Annotated in this window: 16 protein-coding genes and 1 pseudogene; 4 read left to right on the forward strand and 13 right to left on the reverse strand. The window is 60.8% G+C overall.

Annotated features, from left to right (window positions below; translation table 11 throughout):
• Positions 1-18 precede the first annotated feature (18 nt).
• The 13 genes and pseudogenes from AC30CM_RS00520 to queC form a co-directional block, all read right to left on the reverse strand.
• Complete coding sequence (locus AC30CM_RS00520; protein ID WP_490114851.1) at positions 19-1,962, reverse strand: hypothetical protein; 1,944 nt, start codon at positions 1,960-1,962, stop codon at positions 19-21.
• Entirely contained in the window at positions 1,959-2,480 is a 522-nt protein-coding gene (dpdK, locus tag AC30CM_RS00525) for a phospholipase D-like domain-containing protein DpdK (protein WP_490114852.1), read from the reverse strand. The genes AC30CM_RS00520 and dpdK overlap by 4 nt, the downstream gene beginning before the upstream one ends.
• Positions 2,477-6,865: a protein DpdJ gene (gene dpdJ, locus AC30CM_RS00530; protein ID WP_490114853.1), complete on the reverse strand. Its 4,389-nt coding sequence runs from the start codon at positions 6,863-6,865 to the stop codon at positions 2,477-2,479. The genes dpdK and dpdJ overlap by 4 nt, the downstream gene beginning before the upstream one ends.
• Positions 6,862-7,551 carry a hypothetical protein gene (locus AC30CM_RS00535; RefSeq protein ID WP_490114854.1) on the reverse strand — a complete coding sequence of 230 codons (690 nt, stop codon included), beginning with the start codon at positions 7,549-7,551 and terminating at the stop codon, positions 6,862-6,864. Before AC30CM_RS00535 ends, dpdJ begins: the two co-directional genes overlap by 4 nt.
• Positions 7,544-10,540 (reverse strand): protein DpdH, encoded by a 2,997-nt coding sequence (gene dpdH / locus AC30CM_RS00540; protein WP_490114855.1) that lies wholly within the window; start codon positions 10,538-10,540, stop codon positions 7,544-7,546. Before dpdH ends, AC30CM_RS00535 begins: the two co-directional genes overlap by 8 nt.
• Complete coding sequence (locus tag AC30CM_RS00545; RefSeq protein ID WP_490114856.1) at positions 10,537-11,409, reverse strand: hypothetical protein; 873 nt, start codon at positions 11,407-11,409, stop codon at positions 10,537-10,539. Before AC30CM_RS00545 ends, dpdH begins: the two co-directional genes overlap by 4 nt.
• A complete protein-coding gene (gene dpdF / locus AC30CM_RS00550; protein WP_490114857.1) occupies positions 11,410-13,986 on the reverse strand; it encodes a protein DpdF in 2,577 nt (858 codons plus the stop codon).
• The gene (gene dpdE, locus AC30CM_RS00555; protein ID WP_490114858.1) at positions 13,979-17,215 is read right to left on the reverse strand and encodes a protein DpdE; all 3,237 of its coding nucleotides are present in this window, start codon (positions 17,213-17,215) and stop codon (positions 13,979-13,981) included. The genes dpdF and dpdE overlap by 8 nt, the downstream gene beginning before the upstream one ends.
• Before the next feature lie 576 nt (positions 17,216-17,791).
• Positions 17,792-18,945: pseudogene (locus AC30CM_RS00560) on the reverse strand (IS3 family transposase).
• A 36-nt stretch (positions 18,946-18,981) separates the two neighbouring features.
• On the reverse strand, positions 18,982-19,260 hold the full coding sequence (locus tag AC30CM_RS00565; protein WP_490114859.1) for a GTP cyclohydrolase, FolE2/MptA family: 279 nt from the start codon (positions 19,258-19,260) through the stop codon (positions 18,982-18,984).
• Entirely contained in the window at positions 19,257-19,637 is a 381-nt protein-coding gene (queD, locus tag AC30CM_RS00570; protein ID WP_490114860.1) for a 6-carboxytetrahydropterin synthase QueD, read from the reverse strand. Before queD ends, AC30CM_RS00565 begins: the two co-directional genes overlap by 4 nt.
• Positions 19,634-20,269, reverse strand: coding sequence for a 7-carboxy-7-deazaguanine synthase (gene queE, locus AC30CM_RS00575; RefSeq protein ID WP_490114861.1), 636 nt, complete (start codon positions 20,267-20,269; stop codon positions 19,634-19,636). The genes queD and queE overlap by 4 nt, the downstream gene beginning before the upstream one ends.
• Complete coding sequence (gene queC, locus AC30CM_RS00580; protein WP_490114862.1) at positions 20,269-20,958, reverse strand: 7-cyano-7-deazaguanine synthase QueC; 690 nt, start codon at positions 20,956-20,958, stop codon at positions 20,269-20,271. The genes queE and queC overlap by 1 nt, the downstream gene beginning before the upstream one ends.
• A 106-nt stretch (positions 20,959-21,064) precedes the next feature.
• On the opposite strand from queC, the gene AC30CM_RS00585 reads away from it, so the two are divergent.
• Genes AC30CM_RS00585 through dbpB (AC30CM_RS00600) form a run of 4 tightly spaced genes read left to right on the forward strand, consistent with a single transcriptional unit; the run spans position 21,065 to position 25,440 of the window.
• A complete protein-coding gene (locus AC30CM_RS00585) occupies positions 21,065-21,952 on the forward strand; it encodes a hypothetical protein (RefSeq protein ID WP_490114863.1) in 888 nt (295 codons plus the stop codon).
• A complete protein-coding gene (gene dbpB / locus AC30CM_RS00590) occupies positions 21,949-23,094 on the forward strand; it encodes a DGQHR domain-containing protein DpdB (protein ID WP_490114864.1) in 1,146 nt (381 codons plus the stop codon). Before AC30CM_RS00585 ends, dbpB (AC30CM_RS00590) begins: the two co-directional genes overlap by 4 nt.
• Positions 23,094-24,338 (forward strand): tRNA-guanine transglycosylase DpdA, encoded by a 1,245-nt coding sequence (gene dpdA, locus AC30CM_RS00595; RefSeq protein WP_490114865.1) that lies wholly within the window; start codon positions 23,094-23,096, stop codon positions 24,336-24,338. Before dbpB (AC30CM_RS00590) ends, dpdA begins: the two co-directional genes overlap by 1 nt.
• A complete protein-coding gene (gene dbpB / locus AC30CM_RS00600; RefSeq protein WP_490114866.1) occupies positions 24,331-25,440 on the forward strand; it encodes a DGQHR domain-containing protein DpdB in 1,110 nt (369 codons plus the stop codon). The genes dpdA and dbpB (AC30CM_RS00600) overlap by 8 nt, the downstream gene beginning before the upstream one ends.
• The last annotated feature ends 236 nt before the right edge of the window (positions 25,441-25,676 follow it).

Below are 25,676 nucleotides of genomic sequence, written 5' to 3' on the forward strand. Positions count from 1 at the left end.
TGTTCCGAGTCAACCCACTCAGCTGGACATCTCAGAAAGTCCCAATTCAACCGCCCGCATCATCGACGCCGACCCGGAACCATCCGCGTAGCGGATAAGAGCTTTGTCGGCATTCTCGGTGATGAAGCCTGTCGCTGCGTGTGCGGCGCGTCGGGTCGCAATGACGATCAAGTCGGCATTTCGGGCATGCTGCCGCAGCGCTGGATTACCAACCTTGTCAAAGGAAGCGCGGACCTTGACTGACGGCCACTGAAGTCTGGCGGCCTTCTCAACCCGCGCGAGGCATCCTTCGTCAAGGCTGTAAATGAGGATATCGGCCGAAAGTGCTTCGATGCCGAATTCGTCGCGTTCCGAGTCCTTTTCGACCCAGGAGAGTTCAAGCCCAATGTCCTCGGTGACGAGCGAAGCGAGACGCCGCAGCGCCGGGGACAGCTTGCGTCGCAGGTGGTGAAGCGGCAAGACCAAGGCGGCGACAAATGATGTGCGCGCCTCGGATTCGCCGATTGGACCGGAGGTGACGACATCGGCAATGTCGAGGATCCGACCTGCCGCGTTGGGTGCTACAAACTGGGGGGCGTATGACCGGAGATCATCGAGAAGACTCCGGTACTGCGATATGGGCGGCGAGGCTCGCAGGAAAATTTCGAGTAGGGCGCACATTGCGCCGAGATCAATTGGACCGAAGCGCTCGGAAATCAGGAAATGATTAAGCATCGCTTTGGCGGTCTTCGCCGCCGGATGGTTCGGATCATCGGCATCGAGGAATACCGCCACGCCGCTCAGCAGCGCGTCAGTCGCGGTCTCGGGTAGTTCGTCGATTGCGTCGGCTAGCTCCGCGTCAATTGTCCACGGCGGAGCCCAGTCGCGCGTCTGATCGAGATCCAAATCGGGCGCGTGCAGTTGCTCCAGTCGCTGCACCCAGGTGAGCCAGGAGTTGATCCGCGTCGGCGGTTCGTCGACCTCGGCCGCCGTCTCCTCGTTCGCAGTCCGGTCATCCGTCCCGACGTCCTCGAGAGAAGGAAGCAACTCCCCGAATAGCTCAGTGGGGATGGCGCCAGTTCCTACCAGGTCGGCCGCAAGGGTCGCGTCACCGCGCGCGACGGCGACCACTGCGCCGACGGCGATGGCGTCTGGATCGTCTGCTTTGCGAAGCCCGGCGTCGACGAGCAGAGCCACGTCAGGGTCGGCTCGGCTCAGTGCGTCGGCGGCGTCAGCGAGGTTCGAATTCGTAAGCGGCAGTTCCAGATTGATGCGAGCCCAGGCCGACAGGACAGCTTCACGAACCAACAGTGGCGGCTCCGAATAGACAATCGTCGGCAGTGAGCCGTGCGTGAGGAGAGCGGAGTCTTGTCCGAGTCGCGCGAGTCGCCGGATCTGCAGGTAGGCAAGGTTCTCGTGGGAGATGCCGCCCAAGGTTTCGATCTCGTGCAGAATCTTCGCCGAACTATCTACGGAACCGTTCGCGAGAGCCATCTCGAACTCGCGCAGCATCCGTCCGATCGGACGAGCCACGTTCGGCCGGCGGATTGGCAGTGCGAGTAGGGAGTCGACCAAGCGCTTTATCGCGGTGTAAACCTGTTTCGTGGTCTGCGGGTCCGGTCGCAGTAGGAATGTAGTGCCGGGACCGACGAAGTCCAAGATCGAAGCTTCCACTGGATCGTTGGACTGAAGGTTCGCCACCCTGCCGTCGAAGGCGCACCAATGGTGCGCGACCGCGGCCTCGACCAGAGGGCGTATGCGCCCGGCGTGGGCGGTGTCCCAGCAAATGACATAATATGCGGCCGCGGGCCAGGACTTCTCACGACGAGGCAGCACCAGCGGACACTCGCCGCGCGTCTGCAGAACTTCGAGAAACGGTTGCAAGGCAGTGGGGGCCGGTTGTTGCGGGTCGGTCCTCGGCCAGATTGTGTTTGTCGGCGAGTAGAAGCGAGATAAGAAAACCTCGGGCGTCAAGCCAGTCATGATTGTGTGCCGATCCACCGTGTTCTGACTTCGAGACGTTGGCGTGCAGCGTCGGCGGCGTCGACTTCAAAATCCATCGCTTCTTCGTTGAGTTCTAGTCCGTGCCATGTGAAGTTCATCGATCCTTTGAGTGTCCAGTTTGAGCCGATCAGAATCTTCTCGTGAAGGTCGCTGCTGGAATACAGGTGCAGATACTCGCGGACACACGAGCGGCGCAGCCTATCGACGAACTGTTGGTTGTGCGGAATCTCTCGGACGGCAACGTGGACATGCGTGTTGCGCTGGGTAAGGAGCGCAAAGACGTCGCTCAGGCTGAGGGTGCTTCGCGAATCGGCACCGAGAATGGCGTCGAACTGGCGGATTGAATTGTCGATGACGACAATGTCACTGACCCATCCGCTCACCAGCCAGAATTCCGGACTGGGCGCACAAAGTTCGGACAGAAGTGCGGCGGTGAGAATGTCGCCGATGGCAAGGCCGGTGCGGGGTCGGGTTCGAACGGTTCGTTTGCTGCTCATTGCGGCGCCTCCGAAAGCGAAAGGCTCGCCTCCAGTATCCCGCGCTTTTGGCGGATGCCGGTGACCCGCCCGAAGACCCGCAGGCCGTTTCGCTCGGCGGCGGTGACCATCGCTCGTCGCATTCCCTCAGCCAGTATCGCCCGATGTTGGTACGGCGCGGTGAGAACTACGCGGCCATCCGTTTCCAAAGCTTCGACATATTCCTGCAGCCAGTTCGGCTGTGTCACATCAACTGCGGGCGGTCGTTCGGCGACAACGCCTTCCAAGATCAGGCGTTCGACTACGACGTCGTCACGATATGGGTGCCAGTGCTGGAGTCGTGGTGCGCGGGCCAGTGGCCCACGCAGCCAAAGCAGGGAGGATACGGCATCGGCAGTGAGTGGAGCCACACTGAAGCCGAGATCGCCCTCAGCAGCATGGAATACGAGAGTACGCGCGTCGATCTCTACCCCTAACTGACTCTCACGTTGTGTCCAGACTTCGGCCAACTCGGCGAGGAGGTGGTCGATGGCGGGCGTCGATCCTGGGCGCAACAGTCGGGCAGCGAAGGTCGAGACCAATAAGTGTCCGGGACGACCGTCCGATTCCGCCCACGCGGTCAATAGGCCCTCCAACGCGCTGTCCATCTCCGAAACTCCGGTCGCGCGACGAAACTTCGCGACCGACTGTGTGATGGGGCTTGCCGGATCGCGAAGGCGAATCAACACTTCTTGCATTGCCTTGTCCACCTCCTCGGCATCGGTGGGAGCGGAAGCACGCCCGACCGAGTCCCAGAACCTACGCGGATCCTCGGCGTAATCGCGATGCAGGGCTTCGACGAGACCAAGACCACCTAGTGATGTCTCGGACACGATCAGCGTGTATTCGAATGTTCCGGTGTCGAATTCGACATCGACCGCCAGGTCGGATTCCTCTGCGTCAGGAAGGGCCTCCTCAGCGGCAGCCAGAATGGCGTTGGCCAACGTGTCGAGAAATACGCGGTGAAGGAGATCAGCCGTGCGCGCGTGCGGATCGGGCTCCACGAGCAGGCGACCGTGGTCATCGAGCACTGCGCGTACAGTCGAATTCGTTGAAAGGGCAGTTAGATCGGCGAGTGTCCGCCCCTGGCCAGCGACGCCGTGATCATCGCCGCGGTAGGCGATCGCAAGAAACCGCGCGAGGTCGGTGGCCCACCCTCCATCAGCCAGATATGCGGGAACGCTGGCAACGTCTTCCCCAGCGAGTCCGCGAGCGATGAAGGCGTGCAAATAGATCTCGGCGAGTCGTTCTCGCTGGAAAAGATTGGCCAGGTCGTCCAGACGCGTGTCCTCGAGGACGCGGCGACGGAAGACGAGCGTTCGCCAATGCGGCGTAGCTGCAAATTCTTTGAGAAACGGGTCCGCGAAGGAACCGATTCGGCCGGTGACGATCATCGCGTCCACCTCCAACTCGAAGCCGAGCGCTGCTGGGCTTCCGCCATTCGCGTATCGGACATGGACGGGCGTCCGGGTGCCATCTTCCAGTAGCGATTCGCCGTCGGAACCGATCGTCATGCGACGGACCGTAAGCGGTGCTCCTGCAATGTGAAGGGCAAAGCCGCAGGTTCGAACGAAGTCGGCCCATACGGACGGCGTCGGAACGCCCGCGTCGTAGATTGATGCCTGGTCATAGATGAACGCCGATTTCCACGCAGGCGTGGCGTTGGACGAGTCTTCGACGTTTGGCGGTGGCGATGTCAGGTGCATCGCGAGCGGGCGGACGACGTCAAAGGTCTGCCCCGCCGCGGTCGTCCAGACGCCTAACCTATGACCTCGGGCCACGACGTCGGTGAGTTCGAGTTGCTGGCTCGGCGGGACCGGCAGCCAAGTACGTGCGCGAGCGCTCGCGTAGCCAAACCTGCGACTGACTCTGCCCGGCACCGCCTCCCGAAGAGCTTGAGCCACTCCCATGGTCTCGTCTTGATCACCCAGGTCGACGGGTAGTTCGAACTGAACGTCTGGAGCATTAAGGGAGTTGAATAAGGCCTTAGTCATGAACTCGGGCAGGGGCGTTCGTTCCTGCGCGCCGGGATCGAGGGAACCTGGCAACGTCTGCCAGTCCGATTCCAGGCGACGCAGCGCAGTGGGCACGACCGAGAGAAGCAGCGCGCGGGGTTCCTCCCACAGCGCAGCCTGGACCTCGTCGGTGCTCAGCATCAGGGATCGTCGCAGGTGCTCGGCCAGGTCGTGCTGAACGTCTGTGTTGGACAACAGTTCACGCAGCACTCTGACGACATCGCTCGTCTTGGGGTCAGACCAGTCGGTCCACGGTGGGGCGAGGATAGCTCGAACATTCGCCGAAGTCCTGCGGCCCACCCAGTCGAGCAGGGAGTGCGTGGACTGCATTTTCACCACGTAGCGGTTGTTGATCGGGAGCGATCGCGCGTCGATTTCTGGGTCCAGCAGTTTCTCGTAGGTCTGATAGGCGATCCGGTCTCGACCGAAGTCCGACAGAACAACTACGGTGATCGGCCGCATCTCGAGTTGGCGCCCGGCACGGCCTCGACGTTGCAGGAAAGAGGCTAGGTCGCGAGGTGCCTTGTGCTGGATAACGGCTCCGACGCGAGGGTCGTTGAATCCGACCTCCAGCGACGAGGTGGCGGTAATGATGTCCGCACTGGAGTCGGTGCCAACGTCCTGCGAGGATGTTCGGGCGATCCGCAAAGCCCTATCCATGCGTTGGAGCCTCGAGGGCAGGTCCCAGGACTGTCCCTCGACATACCGGGCCCCAGCTTGTGGCGCTTGTGGGCTTCGTAAGTCGGCAAGGATGTCGCCGCGCCCTCGCCTTCCGGTACGCACGCCTTCGGCGCTGCGAAGGTTGTCAAACAGACGGTTGATGACGTCCAGATTGTCGGTGAAGGCGAAAGCGCGGGAGCCATAGATCCCGGGCTTGTTATCCAAGACGCGGCCGAGCAACATTGCCGTCTGGATGGTCGTCGACAGCAACGAGGCGCCAGAGATCGGATCGCCGCGCAGGACTATTCCGTATTCGCGGCTGATAGGGCGCATATCTTCGGCGGTAGGACTAATTACCTCGACGAAGCTGCGGTCAGTCCCGGTCAGGGCGGCGAAGAAGTCGCGGGCATCGCGCAGGGTAGCTGACAGACCCACCATCACCGGATTGGCCGTTCCCCTGCGACGGTTCGCGTAGCGCCAACGTCGCAGCATCAGCCCTACTTGCGCCCCATGCACTCCGGAGTACGTGTGAACCTCGTCGAGGAGGACCAGTCGCGTGCCGTTGGCGCCTTGCCAGCCCAATAGCCGCCCCAATCGCGGGTCGGTGGACTGCTGACTGAGCATCTCGGTGGAACTAAAGAGAATATCGGGCGGATTCTCGACCATCGAGGTGCGGGTCAGCGCGAGGGTGCCCGGCCTGGTCGTATAGCCACAACTGGAACACGCGAGTCGCTCGATTTGCGCAGCGCGATCGGCGTCCGACCACACCATCGCGCCGAGACAATCAGTTGTGGGACAGGGAAAGTACGGGCATGCCCAACCTTGTCCGTCGCGCTTCCACTTGGTCGTCTTGTTCCGACCAATCGCATTCGAATCCTTCGGAGTATCGCCGTACAGCAACGCGATACGCGCCATTCGAGAGCCGTCGCCCCCTAGCGGTCCTACCAACTCGATGGTCCGCAGCGCCTCGCGTGCTTGGTCACGGAGGAGTTCGTTGCGTGGGTACAGTGCCAGGGTGTGCGGGCCCGTCCGGGGTGTGTGCGCGGTCGCGGCGATGTCGAGAACGGCGGGGAGGTAGAACGCGAGGGTCTTGCCCGAACCCGTTCCTGCGGTGACGATTCGAGCAGAGACAACGGAATCTTCCAGCGCGGAAAGAACGGAGAAGGTGGCCTGAATCTGAAACCGGGCCAGTTGAGATCCCCCGACGATGCGCGTGAACATCTCGGCGTGTACCGGAGTCCACCCGGGGGCCTCGGATAGGAGGCGGAGGGCATCGTCCGACGCGATTGAGCGGCGTGGATATCGTCGTGGCCCAACGCGGAGTCGGTAGTCAGCCACCAGGGCGTTTGAGTTGCGCCACCAGCCCGCGACGTTCGGGTCATTGGGCGGAAAGAGTTGGCGCAAGGTGCGCAGCAATCGCAGCGTCTCGCTTAGCCTGGTGCGGTAGCGCGGTGTCGCCTCGGGTAAGCGGTGCAGCAGACCTGCGTCCAAGAGGTAGTCCAGGTATTCATCAATACTCGGCAGGACTGCGTGCGGGTTCTTCGCATCGAGGTCGAGTTGGTCGCCTATTGCTTTCTCGACCTCTACCCGACTGAGAAAGCCATCGACGATGCCCCAGGAAAGCAGCGGGAGCTCTAGATCCTCGAGTCGGCTCAACAGGTCTGGGACTCCTGCCCAGCTGCCGCCGGTCACGACGAAAGCTCGAGGTAAAGCTGGTCCGCCATCAACCCGTCTTCGCGCAACATTCGCAACTCGTCGTCGGTGAGATCGGCGAGTCGCACGCGCCCATTCTCGAACTTTGCAAGCACTGCATCGAGGCTCGACTCCTCCACGTCGCCGAGACGGTCGCGCACCGATTGAAGTGTTGTCAGGAACATGACGACGTCGCCCGAGCTCAGCCTGGGCGAAACCGCATTCTTCCTCAGCTCTTCGATCCGGCTCGTTACGTACGCGCGGTCGGCCAGGCCGAGTCGTGGTACAAGACTGTGGGGCAACTGCGCGATGGACGCCCCAGCCCACTCGCGCCATGCCGCCTTGTCGCCGGCTTCGATGTCGGTGCACGCTGTTGCCACGTCCCTGACGCGTGCTGTCAGAAACTGCAGAGTCGGCCGGCCGATGCTGTCAATCTGGTCGCGCAATTTTCTCGCCGGCTTGTCCAAGTCCTTCAGCGGTTGAACGGGGACGCCCGCCCTATCGAGGGTGCGGTGCAGTTTCAAGATCGAGTCAAGCTTGGCGACTTCGGTATTCAGTTTTCCGAGAGCAGTCTCGACCTGAGTCTGGTCTTGATTCTCCTTCTCGTCTTCGGTCTTGGCGAGCGAGAGCGCAGCGAGCTTTCGCGCTCGAATCGCCAAACCGGCGGGCATGGATTCCTCAGCCATGAGACTCGGGTTCCTCCACAATCTCGAACCAGTTCAGCACGGTCGCTTTGAGTTGCTCGTCGATGTCAGCCACTGTCCCAGTGCCGGATTCAGCGCTGGCGATTCCTGACTCAACCCACCGTGAGCTGTACTCGAGGTAGTTCGCGATGGCGGGAAGGTCCGTGCCGGCAACGGTGCCGAGTGTGCTGAGTCGCTGCAGCCCGCTTTGGGTCCTGGCGGACTCGAGCAACCTCTCGACAGCCGTGATTGCGGCTGAATCCCACGTGCGCGCGGCATCGTTGCGAGCGGTGACTGCGGAGAGATCATCGTGAACCTTCACAAAACCGTGGCTCTGTCCGGCCTTGGTCGCGTCCGCAATGGCGTCCACCGTTTCGCTGTACGAAGCCCCCACTGGAAGGTAAACGCGAATGCGATCGATCAAGCCCTGCCAGTGATCGATCTGTACATTGGCGGCGCGGGTCAGGTCCCGGAGTTTCCGGTGCGACTTCTCACACCACGCCGGTACAGCGAGACTCTCATCCGACGCAGCGAGAGCCTTGGCTTTCCGGATTATCGCCGTAAGGCGCAGACTGTCCACAGCGTGCACCGCTCCCGTGCCCTGGGCCGCTCCGACTCCGCGAAGTAGGTAAGCGACGACCGCGCCACGTTCGGCAACGTAGGAGTGGTATGCCGTCTGCCAAATGGGTGCGCGCGCCGCACTGTCGGAGCGTTGCCCGCTGGGGTCCTGCCAGAGCGCCGCGTTGATGTAATCGAGGTCCTTGGCTTTCGCTGGCAATTGGCCGCAGGCGGCAGCACCGCGGATCAAAGATGCGGACGCCTGCGTTAGTTCTTCATCCGTGACTGCCAAATAGCTGAGAATGCGACGCTTTGTTTCATCGACGTGCCCGCCGACAACCGCATCGAGGCGAGGCAGGGCTTCACCCGCACGTTGCCAGTGTCCAGCTTTGATCAGGACCAGGCCCTTGAACATTGTGGCGGTGCGCGCGTCGCAGGACAGTCGAACGATCGGTTCTCCCACCAGGTTCTCGTTGGCGCCGTCGATGGAGACAGTCCGAGAGGTGTTCGGCACCGCCCTGTCTAGCGTTTGCTTGTCGGGGTCTTTGATGACGATGTCGAACCAGTCGATGCCTGCAAGCAGCGCCTCACGGACGATCGTTCGTAGGTCTTGTGCGAGGTTTTGCAGGAGCGGCTTCCCGGTGGACCAGGCATCGATGTCATCGAGTTGCTTCTGCAACGACCTGGGTAGCGCGCCCTCGCCCGGCTTGTCGTCCGGTTGGCCGTCGTCTCTCTCTTCGCGCCGTGTCGGATCGGAGAGGTCGCCGGGGATGGGTGGGTGAGAAAACGCCGCTAGGACTCCGCCGTCGATCTGCTCGGTCCCGGCTCGTCCCCAGAACGTCAGGAGCGATTCGAGCCGGCCGGCTTCCGGCCCGGGATAGTCTGTCTCGATTCGTTCCCTGATATGTGTCGACAAGTACGACAGGCCGACCTTGGCCGATTCCGCGCCGAGAAACGCCGCCGGGGGAAACTCCCCGTTGCGGATGGTGTCGAGGTTTTCAGTGAGAACATCACGGACAGCTCGGCCGAGCACCTTGCGTGGGTTGAAGACAATTCGTTCGCCGTCCTTCTCGGCGCACGCCCGCACCGCGCGCAATACGGCTGCCTTGTTGTAGGGGTAGAGGCCGTAACCCTGCTCCGAGTTGCCGAACGCAGAATGGCAAGATGCTCGAAATTGGCATGCGTCGCAGGCATTTGGGATGCCGGGTGCCGACTGCTCGAGCTTCGCTTTCCCGACCCGGGCCGCGTTGAGATACCGGCCGACAAAGTCGACGAAGACCTGCTCCTCAACCCCTTTGGCATCGAGTTCCACGTCGACTTTGTAAGTCGGAGAGGAGACTTCGGCTCGCCTTCTAAAGGTATCGGGTAGCGAGTCGCGGTAATAGCCCGGCGTAACCGCCATCATCGTCCGGACGGTGGCGTATTTTTCAACACCCTGGATCTCACCCACCTCGATGATCGCATCGAGCAGGTCTCTTCGGACGCCCTGGATGAGTGCCACATCCTCGATCAAGAGCACGATCTCATGACCGACGAACTTCTCGCGAATCCGCTTGAACGCCTGGCTGACATCTCCCACGTTAAGGCTAGCCGCCTTCGTCACCGCGGCATCGAGTACGTCGTTGAGTATCCGGACCGCCTCCGCCTGTAAAGGTGGGGCCCCAGCGAGTCGCCTGAAGATCTTCTGGGTCGCCGCTGCAGCGTCGGCGATATTGGCATAATCACCGATGTCGGTCGGCAGTTCCTCGATCGTGAACTCGAGTGGTACGTCGGGTTCGGACTCGTCGCGGCCGTACAGCGAGTACTTTGCTCGTCGTTTGACAAACGAGTTCGGCCGAAGCAGGTGGTTGCGGAAAAGTGGGTCGAGGAAGAACAGTCGCAGTCCGTTATCTCCCACGAGCGTCCTCGAGAGCGGAGTATCGGCCGGTCGCGTTCGCAGCACCTCCGCGAGTTCGGCAAGGATCTTCTGCTCCATTTCCTCGAGCGTCATGCCTGTGCCGAGGCTAGAGAGTTTGCGGCGGATCTCGTCGAACTCCGGATCGTGCTGATCGAGCAACAGCTTTTCGATAACGTCCTTCAGGCTGGTCTCGGTCTTCTGCAGGTAAATGACGTGGCGATTAGGCTCCTGGCTGATGTTGGCGTCCATCCAACGAACCAGGTGCGACTTTCCCGCCCCGGATTCACCCAGTACGCTCGCCACGAGTACCCCATAGGTCGGTGACGCCGTGAGGAACCCTTCGAGGACCTGCTCTTCGGTCACGTATTCAACCGACGCTCGACCGCTGGCGTCCCCACGTTGTCGGGTTATCCGCAACGGGGAGTGAGTAGCCAGCAGCACCGCTTTGGAGGGTGTGGCAGCCTCGGTGGGGATGGTCGCGGTGACGGTGTCTGCCGACCAGCATACGTAGTTGACTGGAACGCTCACGGTCGTCATCCGTGAATCCTTACTGCCGATACGTAGCGGTCGCGCCCGTGGTCTTGCGCGTCCGGTAGCGCCATCACGCCGGACGGATCGGATTGGTAGAACAGCGACAGCACTTTGCGTTCTTCCGCGCTGGACAATGCCAATCCCAGCGCTCGGAGACCATTGTCGGGGTCGTTGCCGATACCGTCGTACACGGCACTGGGATGACCTGGCAGCACAGGCAATTCGTCTAGAAGAAAAGTTAGCAATTGCTGCACTGGTATCTCCTCGCCGACGGGGAGTGGCTCTCCGGACGGGTGGCGTATGACGTCAACCACTGCTTCGGTGGGGTTAGGGACAATTTTCACTCCGGTTTCCCTGAGGCCGAGTCCCGTCGCCATTGCCGTCAACGCAGACCGACCGAGACCAAGCGCTTTGGGCCAGTCCGCGAACGCATTCCATCGTGTGTCGTTGGTGAACAGCCGCACTGAGTTGTGCGCCTGGACGTATTCCCAATTCAAGGGAATCGCCGGTGACTGCCGCATCAGCCAGACCAGACCTTGGCGCAGATCAGGCGCCCCTTGGGCCCCGTTTTCCAGAGCCTCCGGTGGTATTACAAGTTGCCGCCGGAGTCGACGAATGAACTCGGGCGCGCCCTTCACTGTCTCGGCGTTGTACAACCCGTCACTGCCTTGTTGGACAAGCCCGAATTCCCGCAGTCCTCGCAGCGCTCGGATCGCGTGCGCGCCACCACTCGGTGTGCTGGCTCGCATCGCGTTCGGTGTGACCCACGCGAGTACTTCTTCCTCACTGAGATCGGAATTTTTCATAATCGTGCGATAGGTCAGCCACATTGCCTGCGGGAGGCAGAGCGCGGGACTGGGGTTGAGCACGTCCATCTACATACTCCCGAGAAGTGCGTCGATCGAAACGCTGGTGGTCAGGCCGGTGATGTCACGGAGCAGGTTTCCGGGCTTATCGGGGTCGGGGGTCGAGTCGGGACCCACGACGTAACTGATCAACCCGAGGCCAAGCCGCTCACGAATCTCTGGTTGAAGGGATGCATGCGATAGGACGAAGGCAATCGTTCCCGCGTAATTTTCAGCGAGGCAGGGTTGCGAACCGGGGTCGTCCAGGATGATGGGCGTCTGTGAAACGTTGCGTTGCAACCTATCTGCTGCGGCCGGCGCCAGTCCGGCGAAGACACTGACCTTTCGCTGAGCCAGTCGATCGAATAAGGGTTCGGGATCCTGGCCTTCTTCGTACCTGATGAACAGACCAGGACTATCTCCCCGCCAGGAGGCGAGAGGGTCATCGGCACCCCGCGGCGCCGGCAGAAGCGGACTGGGCTCCTGGGGATGCAACCCGGGTGATGAGGCTGGATCACGGCGGCAAGCAGGACATCCGCGACAAGCCGGCGCGGTCAGCAGTATCCCGCCGTCGTAGACCACGCGATAGTGGCGAGCGATGACGCGTCCTACACAATCGGCACCTGCCACAAGGCTGCGCAGAGCGCTGAGGGATTGCTTCTGTGCAGCATTGACGGTTTCCCGGACTTGCCCCAGGGCCTGTTTCCAACCTTGCTGCCCCTGCAGGTCGCCACGGAGAAGTTCGAACTCGAGAAAATCGTCGATGTCCGCGTAGAACGCTTCGCGATCCTGTGCCTCGGCGTCGGGATCTGCCCCGGCCGTCGGTACCCATTGAGGTGCACGCAAGCGGATAATTCCTGCCTGCGCCATCAATGTCAGTGTGCGCACATTCCATCGTTCGCTACGTCGATATCCCTCGATCATGTATTCCGGCAGGGTGCTCTTGCGAACGCGGTATCGGAGTGGACGGACTTCGGTACCCGAGGACAGGAGTCGCCGCCAGCGCAGCCACCCCAGTTCGTCTCCGATCATGGTCACCTGACTGAGGCTCGTCGCGATGTGTTCGTCATTTGGAACGCTGCAGAGATACGCGACCGACGGGCGGCGGTCCCTACCCGCCCGTCCTACTTCCTGGTAATACCGGTCAATGGTCTCTGGTAGGCAGGCGTGCACCACGGTCCGAACATTCGGCATATCCAGTCCGAGACCGAACGCAGAGGTGCCGACGACGACGTCCAGGCTCGTACTCGTCGATTCCCCGGATGTCGCCAGCCCGCGCCAACGTGTCATAACCAATTCGCGTTCGTAGTCGGCGGACTCGCCGGTCACGCAACCGACTCTGAGTAGACCCTCCGCGCGCAACAACGCGACCCAGTTCTCGGCGTCGATAACTTTGGACGTGTAAAGGATCAGCGGGCGGGGCAAGTTGCTGACCGCGTTCAGTACCGCTTCGACTCGTGCTGATTCGTCGGGGGCCGAGTCGAAAAAGAAGGCTGGCTCAGGCCGCAACTCCGAACCCCAGACCAATTCGACCTTGTCGTCACCGACTGAAAACAGGTTTGTGAGCAGGTCGAGTGGTTGCTGAGCAAGCGTCGCACTGAGCAGCAAGACCGAAGGCTTCATGCTCTCAGGTGCCCGCTCATGAGCCTCGCGGATCAGACCGGGCATCGTTTGGAACTCTGATCGGAAGTCGGAGCCCCACTGGTCGACCAGATGCGCCTCGTCAATGACGATCTGCTGTAGGTTGCCGGCCTCGGCACAGTCGAGGACGGCGGCGGCAAGCCCGGACACGAACGCCTCCGGCGAGGTGTACAGCAGGCGCTGCGAACCAGACCGAACGTGTTCGCGCAATTCCTTCTTGATGTCATCGCCAAGTTTGCCGACATAGGCGAACCGACCTATAGGGCTGAGCGTTTGACCTCGGCTCCGCGCAGCCTCAACTGTCCGGCGCTCCATATCGAGCGCCAGGACAATGGTCGGTACGACCACGATTGTGACGCCGTGCGTCGAGAGCAAAACCTTCGACCATGCTACTGCGGTCTTACCGCGCCCGGTCGGCAGCGCGATGGCCAGTGCGCCGCTCTCGTTGAGAACCGCAGCGCGGGCCGCCTGCCGCTGCGTTTCACCGCGATAAGTGTCGTACTGATGAGCGTGCTTCCAGAACGGATCGGCGGGCAGTTCCGTCGCGGTATCCAGTACAACGTCGCGGTATACGGCACGGACTTGCTCGCGCGCGTGCTCGATCGCGGCAGTCGAACCCTCCTCGATGCTCGTCGGTTGCCAGTCAACGGCGCGAATGGACAGACGCCCATCGACCAAACGTGTCGACAAACAGACCACCTTGCTCCACTGCTCCGCCGTCGGCCAGGGCGGTCCCACCGGCACGGCCAGTTCGGGAGTTCCGCCATAGGTAATCTGGGAAATGAGTAAGACCTGGCGGATCAGCGCAGCAATGTCGCGCCAACCTGCGTCTCCCGTTTGAAGATCGGCCATCGCATCTAGAAGTCGGCCGCACGCGTCGCTGCAATCCGACTTAGTTTGTGACATAAGGAATGCAGGCCAGGCTGTCAGTGCAGCCTGAACTACCGAGAGGTCATCGCTAGACAAAATCGCTCCAAGGCCGCGCCGCTATGACGACACAACTGACCGTGCTGACCCGGACCGACGGTTTTGTGACGGCGACCTTGATTGCGCGATCTATCGCGACCTCGGCTTCCAGAGCTTTGGGGTCGCTGACCAGGCCTGCTGCCCGGGATCGTGCGCGACTCTGCGCGAGGACTCGATCGGTTTCGTACCGCACCTGTTCTGCCGCTGTCCGGGAGGCGGCGACGAGATCCGAAACAGCGTCGAGGTGTGCACGGGCCGTCGTGTAGCACCCCGTCGCCACCGAATCGAAGTTCTCTCCACCACCTATCAGAGAGTGCAACGCAGCGATGCGCTGCGGGTTGAGGTTGGTGTCCCGACGGTCTCTACGCGGTTCGGACAAGTAGCGCTCGAACTGCGAATCCACCACTGCAGTATTCGAGTTGACTGGAACCCACACCCGGTGATGCATGGGACGAAGCGCAGCATCGGCGCGCCGCCGCGCGACCGGTTCCATCTCACGATGGTCACCGATCGCCTTGAGGACCGGATCAAGATCAGCCTCAATGAGGAAGTCAAAGCCGAAGTACACCAGTGGTTCTTGCGTCCACCGCCGATTGAGACGCCACATGGCGACAGCTTGGCCACGATCGTCCAAATCGAGCAGACTCTCGATACCGTCGATAAAAGAGTTCCCGCGGCGGAACAGTCGACGCGTCGGCCTCAGTTTCCAGCGGTCGAAGAAGCCGGTGCGGGCGGCCTCAACCTTCATCAGGCGCGTCAAGAGTCTGGCACCAACGAGCGGGTCCGCCCGATGCTTGCGTTCAAAAGTGATGCTGCCATCACTGTTCCGGCGACCGTCGAGTCGCAGTCCTTCATTTCCTTCGATGAGTTGGAGAAAGACCCGCTCGATTTCCGCGGTGTGTTCTTCGTACTGAGCGATGGCTAACGCCATCGCTGCGCCGTCTGCCTGTGTGCCGTAACTGGATTCCAGGGCGTCAACCTCATTGATTCGCCGCTTCTCCTGGGCGAGTGCCGATTGGATCGACTCGGTCAGCGCGTGGAATCCTTCGACTCCATCCATTAGCCCACCGGCCCAAACCTCACCATTCAGGTCGTCGACGGCCTCTTGCATGGCCGAAATTGATTCATCAAAGATGCGAAAGGCATTGGCTAACAACTTCAGCCAGCCAGTCACAATGCCCTGCCGATCAGCGTCGACGACCACAATCTGTTGAGCGGTCCGACGGTCGCTGTAACGGTCCACACGGCCGATTCGCTGTTCCAGCGCACTGGGATTCCACGGGACACGGACATGAATCACCAAGGTGGCGTCCTGGAAATTGCGTCCGACGTCGCCGCTATCGTCGGTGACTAGGATGCCTCCGGCGCTACGCCAGCCAGCGACCGCGTATTCGCGGTCTTGCTCGGATTGACTGTTCAGGTGTGAATGGACCTTGGTGGCCTTCTGGTCGTCACTCCTAAGCTGAGCAGCCAGTTCGGAAGCAAGGGTACCGCGTCCACAGAAGACGATCGCCCTCCCTGAACTCGCACGTGCCGCCGTTATGCTCCCGGCGAGGGACGGGAGTCCGTCCGTGTCGGCTGATTCGCGGAGAACCTCGACGACATTTTCTTCGAGTTGAACCGCAGGAGCGGCGTTCAGAATCGCCTTCTCCTCGGGCAACAGAACATCCGTGTCGATGGCGTTGACTCGGTAGTCGAGTGCGGCCAGCAGGTCATGCGCTGGGCCGCCGACTCGTGACATGAGCACGCCGAGGGCCAGGCCGTAGGCCGCCGGGTCCAGTTCATCGTCGAGCACCGCTGCCGCTACGCGCGAGGCCCACTGTGCGAGCACCGATGCGGCGGCGTTTGCTTCCTGCGAGTCGAGCCGACGCACTGCCGGCCGTACGCGTCCCGCGAAGTTGAACGGGGTCAGCAAACCCTCGTCGTCGAGTCGCTCCATGTCGATGACGTGCCTGCGGTTGCGGATGACGCGATGGTGCAATCGATAAGTTTCGGAGACGTGTGTCCGCACCGTCGCGACAGCCTGTCGTAGTGCAGCTGTATCGACGGTTTCGGGATCACTACCGGGTGGCCCGTAGAGTTGCATTGCATGGTCCATAGCCTCGGCGAGAATTTCGTCGTCGGGAATGATCTTTCGGATCTCGTCGAATTGCAGCTGCAGCAAGTCCGGGAGGTCGGCTTCCGGCTCCTCATCGAGGCCAAAGATCGCTAGCGCCAACTCTCGCCGGGCCAGGAGTAAGCGCTCGAACCCTTCCCGGTTCTCCCAGCGAAACAGTTGAGGGTCCAGCAAGTGCAACAGTGCGAGGTGGCTGGTGCTACTCCGCGCGAACGGCGTCGCAGTCAACATCAATAGCCGTGGCGCCGCATGGGCGAGGGCCGCCACCTCCTGATAAGGCGAATCCTGCGGGCCACTCGTCCGAGCGAACACGTGGGCTTCGTCGACTACCAACAGGTCGACGCCGAACAGGTCAGCCCATCGATCGGTGTCGTTGTGCGCGACGATATCGAAGGGCAGGCGGCCGTCGGGCAATCTAAAATCGTCCAAATAGAACTTAGTGAGCAATTCGGCACGCCACTGGGCCATCAATGCGTCCGGTGCGAGGATGCCGATTCTACGGCCGGGTTCGTCGAGCAGCAGTTGACGCATTACGAAGCCCGCCTGGATGGTCTTGCCCATGCCCACTTCGTCGGCAAGTAGGTAACGCTGCACCGGGTCTCGGATGATTCGCAAGGCGGCAGTGATCTGATGCGCGTGTAGTCGAACACCTGATGACATGATGCCTGTCGCCGACGCAGTTGCGGCCCGTTCCGCCAAGAGCAGTTGCCGAACCGGTTCACGCACATCGCGGTAGCGCGGCGACTCGTTCGCTCCGGTCAAAAGGACCTGGAGGGGGTCTTGCGTCGGCCGATCCCACCGCACCCGAAGCCGATCTTCGGAAATCGGGATATCCACGTCGGAATTCGGCGGCCGGACACCGTAAATGTCCGGTCCACCACCATAAATACGACCCGCGCGCCAATGTCCGTTGAGGTCTTGGAAGAAAACGCGCGTCTCGGCAGACAGCCGTACACGGTTGACTTCGCTAAGCAGCTTCCATCGCGACTCTACGATCGGTTGAGCAGCAGACTCGAAGAGATCGAGACGCACTTCACCGTCTTTGATGTCACCTATGCGAGCGATACCGGGAACATCGGGGTGAAAGACAAGCTTGCCGACATCTGACCCCATCGTTGCAACTCCGCCCCTTTTCGGCGTCACTATTTGTTGCCGGCCAGGCACGGATGCCCCAATAGGTTCGTCCCGTCTGCGCACACAACTGTTGCATGCACCCCCGCCCCCGTCGCACACGCCTCCCCCCGCAAAGCCTGGACCTACCCCCGCAAACTACACCGAGTCGAGCTGGGTGTTCACGAACCGCGCCCTTTGCGCCTCGCTTGTGTCCTGAACGGTTCAACAAAGCGTTGATCGCCGCGCTGCCGACAGAGTGTCGATTTCGACTGCTGTGGCTCGCCCGACGTGGTGGTCAGCAACATAAGGCGACGACCTCGGCACTGAATTCGATAGTGATATATCGTCAAGATAGAGGACTTTCGACGTCGGTTGAAGATTCAGCGGGCCGCGACGGGGTGAGTCCCTATTAATCTTGACGCCCTGGGCGTCCAGTAGGGTCGGGTTGTCGGATTCCTGTTAAGGTTTAGTCAGTCCGGTGAACAGCGCAGAACAAGGCTCGAGTGCCGTCGCGCGAGGTAGCGGCGCATGCCGCGGGCACTGCCCCGGGTTCAGTTGACTCGCGGGGTATGAAGTTCAGGCCGCGGTTGCGACTTGTGTGTGGAGCAGTTTGAACTCTATCGGGGTTAGCTTGCCGAGGGCGCGTTGGCGCCGGCGGCGGTGGTAGGTCCGCTCGATCCAGGTCACGATTGCCAGGCGTAGTTCGGCTCGGGTGCACCAGCGCCTGCGGTCCAGGACGTTGCGTTGGAGCAGGGCGCAGAACGCCTCCATCGCGGCGATATCCCCGTAGGCACAACACAGCCCATCGATCACCGTAAACCGCTGTGGAACAGCGCCTGGAGGAACTTCCGGGACCAAAACTAGCTGCCCCTGTCAGTGTGGACGATCGTCGCAACCGGCGAGCTCAATGCCACGGCATTCTCCAGGGCACTCACCGCGAGGGTGGATTTCATGCGCGCGTCGATTGAGTAGCCGACGATGCGGTTGGAGTAGACGTCCTTGGTGGCGCACAGGTAGAGTTTGCCTTCGTCGGTGCGGCGTTCGGTGATGTCGGCCAACAAGACCTGGTTGGCGGTTTGGGTGCCGAATTGGCATTGCACGAGGTCGTCGTGGACCGGTGGGCCGGATCGGCGGTTCAGTTGGCGAAGATCGACTAGATCCGCTCCTGGGAGCACAGCCGTGAGGCACGGCTCTCCGGCGGTGATCCCGCGCGCGGGCAGCTCATCAGCGATGAATCGGTAGCCGAATGCAGGTTCATCGGCGTCGATGTCGCGGCCGCATAGATTAGATGCGCATCGTCCCAATCCCGCTGAGAGACCGGCGCTTTGCGCCATTTATAGAACGTCTGGGTGGAGAATTGCAGGACCCGGCTGGTCACCGTGACGGGGATCCCGTAAGCGGCAGGGTCGAGGACCAGCGGGTAAGTCATTTTGGGTTGGCGTCCCGCGACAGGTGGCCGACCGCTCGACGCATGACCTCGGCCTCTTGCTCGAGGAGTTTGATCCGCTTATGCGCCTCGCGCACTGCGCATCCATTTAGTCGGCGGCCGGTGACGACCCCGTCTGTCCTCGGCCGTCCTCAAGGTCAGCGATCTTGAGCCAGCGGAGCAGGCAGGCCTCCGAGATGCCGAAGTCCTTCGCGATCTGGCGCAACGGCGCCTCGCCCTTGCCGGCCACGGCGATGACGTCGGCTCGGAACTTGGCAGGAACCGGTGTCGGCCGGAGATTGATCCTTCCAGCAAGGACGAATCCTCACAGGTCAGGAGTTCAACCAAACTGGGGGCAGTCCCCTTTGAGTGCCGTATGGAGTTCATACGGATTGGCCGTCCTGAGGTGCGCCTCGACAGCCTGGACCATCCGACTCATGTGGGTACCAAGGTGGTCGGCCGGCAGTCCAACCGTTATCTCGAACTCGGCGATGCCCGACTGCTCGATGACTCCGTCGGAGAATGTCAGGGGATACCGCAGTCCGGTAACCCCGACCTCGTCGATAGCAATCCCCCGACTATCCGGCGCACCCTGCACGTCCGGCAGCAGATCGGTCACCGTTCGAAACGCGGTCCACGATAGACGCATCCCGAGGTGCATGTTTCCCGGACCTGCACCGCAGTCATCATGGGCAACGACGACGCCAACTCATTCCAGATCCAAGCTGCGAGTCGCTCGCTGGTCGGGTTCTCCAGTCCTTCGATGTCGTTGAGGTAATAGTGATCGAGACGCCCGATGACTGGCTTGCACGCATCCTTGATGTTGCCGAAGTCGACAACCCACCCCGCTCGCTCCTCGATTGGGCCCTTCACGTGTACCTGCACCTGATAGGAATGACCGTGTAGACGCGAGCACTTGTGGTCGCTGGGGACGTTCGGAAGTCGGTGAGCTGCTTCGAATTTGAACTCACAGAAGACTTCAGCGGTCTCAGTCACGGGATTCCTAGGTACTTGTGGGTTTGCAGATTCAACCGCCACTTCGGGCGTTTCAGGCAGTAGTCAACGACCGCGGCAGTGTTCGCACGGGCGTTCGGCCCATCCATCGGTGAGAGCCGGAAAGACCCAAAATCAAGATGTTCGAATTGCGCCGGGTCACCTCCTTCTTGCGGATAGACCAGCTTGAATTCGTCACCTGAAGTCAAAATTAGCTGTGCCCCCACCTTCGGACTAACACAGATCCAATCGACGCCTTCGGGCGCCAGTCGCGTTCCGTTCGTCTCGATTGCGATGTAAAAACCCTGCTCATGAAGCGCATCGACCAGATCAGCGTCGAGTTGCAGCAATGGTTCACCACCGGTGCACACGACCATGCGGTCGTCGTGGCCGGCCTCCGGCCACGTGCTTGCGACGGCAGTCGCGAGTTCCTCGGCGGTGTGAAAGCGTCCTCCACCCACGCCGTCGGTACCGACGAAGTCGGTGTCGCAGAACTGGCAGATTGCACGCCCCCGGTCTTCCTCCCTGCCAGTCCACAGGTTGCAACTCGCGAAGCGACAAAAGACCGCCGGTCGGCCGGTGTGCAGACCTTCGCCCTGAAGCGTGTAAAAAATCTCTTTGACGTTGTAGGGCATTACGCGGCCCAATAGATCAACGGATCACGAAGTCCTGCCTCTTCAAAGCCTCTTAGTCGCAACAGACATGAGTCACAGTGCCCGCATGGGTGGCCGTCGGTCGTCGGGTCGTAACACGAAGAGGTCAAGCCGTAGTCGACACCGAGAGCGGAACCCGTGCGCACGATATCCGCCTTGGACATGTCAATAAGCGGAGTATGGATGGTCATCTTGGCCCCACCGACACCGGCCTTCGTCGCAAGGTTGGCCATTGCCTCGAAGGCGTTGACGTACTCAGGCCTGCAATCGGGGTACCCGGAGTAGTCCAATGCGTTCACGCCGATGAAGATGTCTTGAGCGCCAACCGTCTCAGCGTAGGCAAGCGCGAACGATAAGAAGATCGTGTTCCGCGCCGGCACGTAGGTGGTCGGAATTTCCGCCGTCAGTTCTGCACTGCTGTCGTGCTTGGGCACTTCGATGTCGGCGGTCAGGGCCGAACCGCCGAAGACGCGCAGATCGATGTCGGCGACGACGTGGCGCGAGACCCCCAGGGCGGCCGCCACCCGTTGGGCGGCCTCCAACTCGACGGCATGACGCTGCCCGTACCGAAACGACAGGGCGAAGGGTTCGTATCCTCGGTCCTTCGCGATGGCCAACACCGTCGTCGAATCCAAGCCCCCACTCAGCAGTACTACCGCTGGACTTCCCATTGAAACCTCCGGTGATGCGTCGGACTGTTCGGTTATATTATCTGAAACTACACCAACCAGACGACACCAACGCAGCGTAGTTTCCCGCAAACCGAGAGGGTCCATCGTGCAGAAACTGACAATTGTAGTCACCTGCACCGATAGAAAATCCCTTCAGCCCTCGCCAGATCTCCGGATACGGACCTTGCCAGAGGGTGACACCTCGACTCGCCTCTCCACCTGGAGGCGTCGCATCGCGAGCACCGCCGGCCAGCTGTCGCTAAACGATCTCTACCAGGGGGAAGCCTGGTTGCAGGCGAAGGGTCTTGCCTCCGACGCGACGCGCCACGCAGTCGCAGTCCGCATGCTCGTTGCTTCGGCAGGTTTGGGACTCGTCGACGTTACGAACCAGGCTCCGTCGTACGCTGCCACCTTCTCGAGCGGAAAGGACGACTCCGTGGTGCGCGACATCAAACGCCTTCCCGATTGGTGGGCCGCGCTCAAGGAGATGCCGAACACCACGCCGTGGGACGACATCGCAAACGGCCCTTTGCTGATGGTGCTTTCCGAAAGCTACGCCCGGGCGATGGACTCAGATCTCGCTCGAATCGCACAGCGGGGCGGGGACCACCTGCTCGTAGGGGGATGGCGCAACATCGAAGGTCTTCAACGGTTACCAGCAGATCGTGAACTGCGTTCCACCCTCGGAGGATCCGTGTCAAGCCTTAGCTTGCGCATGGCCCGACGTTGGTTGTCGGCACGAAAGGATCGCGCACTCTTCTCGAGTGACGACCAGGCCGCCTGGACTTCGTGGGCGACTACGGCACGCAGATCAGAGGTCTACGCGCGGACTCCCGCAAGCGACCCGGAACTCCTCGACCTGATTCGAGGCTTGATAGACGGTGCACCCGAACTCTCGGCTTCTCGGGCGCTGCGCATGCTCCGGGATAGAGGAATCGCGTGTGAGCAGAAGCGATTTGGAGCCCTGTTTAGTAATGTGGTGGCTACACGATGACCACGTCGCACGAACCGTTCATCGAACGCCGCGCCTTGAAGGTCGAGCAGAACTCGCATAGTCCGCTATATCTCTTCTTTCTGGCAGCTGAGGAAGTGAGCGAGGTCGCAGACGTAGCCCGAATCTCGCGCGATGAAGCCGGAAAATTGATTGGGTATCAGCGGCCTGAGCGGAAAAATCACGTCAAGCAGATACTCGACTACCTCAATTCCGGTGACGTCCTTTTCCCGAACGGCCTCATCCTCGCGCTACCCGACACCGTCCGATTCCTCTCGAGTCGCGGCCCCAAGGGCGCTGCCCGCGATGGACTCGCCACCGCGGGCACGATCCGAATACCGCTTCCGGTCAACGATTCAGACCCTAGACCGGCGTGGATCGTCGATGGGCAGCAACGCAGCATAGCGCTGGCTCGAACAGCGAACAGTCGACTTCCCGTCCCGGTGGCTGGCTTCGTCGCGCCTACGTTGGAACTCCAACGCGACCAATTCCTTCGGGTGAACACCGTGGCGCCGCTGCCCAGCAATCTGGTGACAGAACTGCTTCCAGAGGTAATCTCGGCTCCCTCGCCCCGACTTTCGCAGCGCAAGATGCCGTCGGCCCTCGTTGACATGTTGAACCAGGATCCGGCCTCGCCGTTCTTCGGTCTTATAAAGCGGGCATCGACGGAGGCCGATGACCGACGTGCCGCGGTCGTTACAGACACCAGCCTGGTTGAAGCCCTTAAGGAATCGCTCGAATCTCCGTCTGGGGTCCTCTTCCCTTACCGAAACATTGCGACGGGAGTAACTGACACAGACGGAATACGGCATGTCCTGCTCACGTACTGGGGTGCTGTGAGAGAACTGTTCCCGGGTGCTTGGGGAAAGCCTCCATCGGAGTCGAAGTTGATGGGCGGTGTAGGCATTCGAGCGATGAGTCGACTGATGGACCGCGTGATGGTCCACGTCGACATGACAGACCCACAAGCTCTGGGCAAGACCCGAGTCGAACTGTCGAGGATTGCGCCTCGCTGCCATTGGACAGATGGCTCTTGGGACGAACTCGGATTGCCGTGGAACGAACTTCAGAACGTGTCCAAACACATTTCGGCGCTTTCCAACTTCCTTGCTCGCGCCTACGTCAACGCTCGCAAGGAGCAGTGATGAAGTTCTACTTCCCCGATAGTCAAGATCAAGTCAGCCCCACCTACGACTTTCTTCAGGACGAGCACTCCCCGTTGCGGGTACGGCAACGTGACGACCGTTACGCACACGAGGTGCTCACCGCACCGGCCTACGACGGAATCCTCGTGTCGAAGGCGATCGTCGACGGGTCCGTCAAAGGGGTCGGCAAGTATTCCATGCCCCAGCGTCAGCGGCTATATCGGCTCGGCGTGCGAAGATTCTTCAGGCTGCCGGACGGCGTTGAGACGTTGGGGGATTGCGGTGCCTTCACATATGTCAATGAGCCCGAGCCGCCGTACACCGTGCATGAGGTCCTCGACTTCTACGAACAGTGTGGCTTCGAAGCGGGGGTAAGCGTCGACCACATCGTGCTCGGCTACCAACGGACCGGAGGCGCCGCACCGAGTGAGTGGGCCGAGCGCCGTCAGATTTCTTTGACATATGCTGAGAAATTCAAATCGGCCGCAGAAGACAGAGGTACCTCACTTCAGTTGTTGGGTGCCGCACAAGGTTGGAATCCATCGAGCTACGCCGACAGTGTTCGCCATCTTCAGGACATGGGATACACACGAATTGCTTTGGGTGGCATGGTGCCTCTCAAGACACTTGACATCTTGGCGTGCTTGATAGAAATCGACCAGATCCGCCATGGAGACACTGAACTCCATCTTCTCGGCGTTACGCGGCTCGAGGCTATGCCTGAGTTCGCCGCGCTTGGCGTGACAAGTTTCGACAGTACTTCTTCGTTCCGACAGTCGTTTATGGACGACCGCGACAACTACCACACCGCAAGTCGGACGTTCGCAGCAATCAAGGTCCCGCAGATAGACGGAAACGTGACGCTCAAGCGTGCAATTTTGTCTGGCCGAGTGTCCCAGCGCCATGCAATCGAGGCCGAAAGACAAAGCCTTCAAGCGCTTCGGGCGTTCGACCATGATGATGCGTCACTCGCTGAGACGCTCGACGCAGTGATCGCTTACGAAGGGATCATCGGCGTCAAGAAGTCGTACCGCGACCTATACACCGAGACCTTAACCACATCGCCGTGGAAGTCATGCAAGTGTGGGCTTTGCGAAAAGCATGGGATCGAGATGGCCATCTTCCGCGGCAGCGAGCGCAACAAGCGGCGGGGCTTCCACAACTTGTCGGTACTCGCGGAGAGAATGAGAACGCTTCGGCCGTCGCGGACGGCACTCGTTGAAAGGGCAACAGCAGGTGGCTGATCATTACGAGCTCAAGGTGCCGGCAATCGAAGTTCGTCAGGGTGATCGCCAAATCTATTGCTTCGCAATCGATGGTAAGAGGCTCCTCGACTTCACAGCAGTCTCGCGTGTGAAACGCTCCAAAGACGGCGCATTAGACGGCTACCAGCGGCCTGAGGTTATGAGCCACATCCGCGCAATTCGCCGATACATCGAATCGCCTGAGTCGATGTTGCCCAATGCAGTCGTGCTGGCCTTCGATGAACGCGTGCGATTTTTGCCAGGCAAGAGGCGAAGCCCTGTCGTCTACTCAACGATGGGCGAATTGGTGATTCCGGTGGACGAGACTCTGGCCGATGCTGACAAGCCCGCCCTCCTCGTCGACGGCCAACAAAGAGTGGCAGCGATTCGCGATGCAAACGTCACCGAATTTCCCGTCGCTGCAGTTGCATTCATCGCATCAGGAGCAGACGAACAGCGATCTCAGTTCATCCTGGTTAACAATACGAAACCGTTGCCCAAGGGCCTCATTCACGAATTGCTCCCAGACTCAGCCGGTTACCTGCCGCCGAAGTTCGCACGACGGAAGTTGCCAGCCGAGGTCATGACAAGACTCAATATCGATTCGGACAGTCCGTTCCGGGGCGCGATCGCGACGCCGACCTCGCCGGACGGGTACATAAAGGACAACAGCGTTCTCAAGATGATCGAGAACAGCCTATACGACGGTGCGTTATACCAATACCGCGATCCCGACGACGGCTCGGGCGAGATCGAGCAGATGGTCCTGCATCTAAAAATCTTCTGGAACCTGGTCGAAGCGACGTGGCCTATTGAGTGGAAGTTGGTTCCGCGGAAATCACGGTTGACTCATGGCGTTGGGATCCAAGCCTTGGGATACGTCATGGACGCTTTGACTGAAGGCTACGTGGCGGACGCGCTGCCGACTGCGGGCCTTGACTTGCACCTGTCGGTTCTATCTGACATCACCGCTTGGTGTAGTGGCACTTGGGACCTCGCACCCGACGATCAACGACGTTGGAACGGATTGCAAAACACCCCTAACGATGTCAAATTACTCACCAATGCTCTGTTGGCGAACATTCCTCGCCGGCGCAATTGAGGCGACTAGCCGCTCTTCAGCAAGTTTCTCGGCTACACCTTGGAAGCACATAATCTCCAGACGATGGTCGTTACTATTTCGCCTCGAGAAGGTGAATTGATCCCAGGAGCACACGCTTTGCGTGTTCCGCCAACTTGCGGAACACGGCCATTCCACTCACCCTCGCCTCTAATCCTCGACAGTCCCACCGACCAGTGCCACGCTGGAACCGGACACCCACGACTGAGACGGAGCAC

The organism is Mycobacterium sp. DHQP2018-32-09 (genome assembly GCF_058148405.1).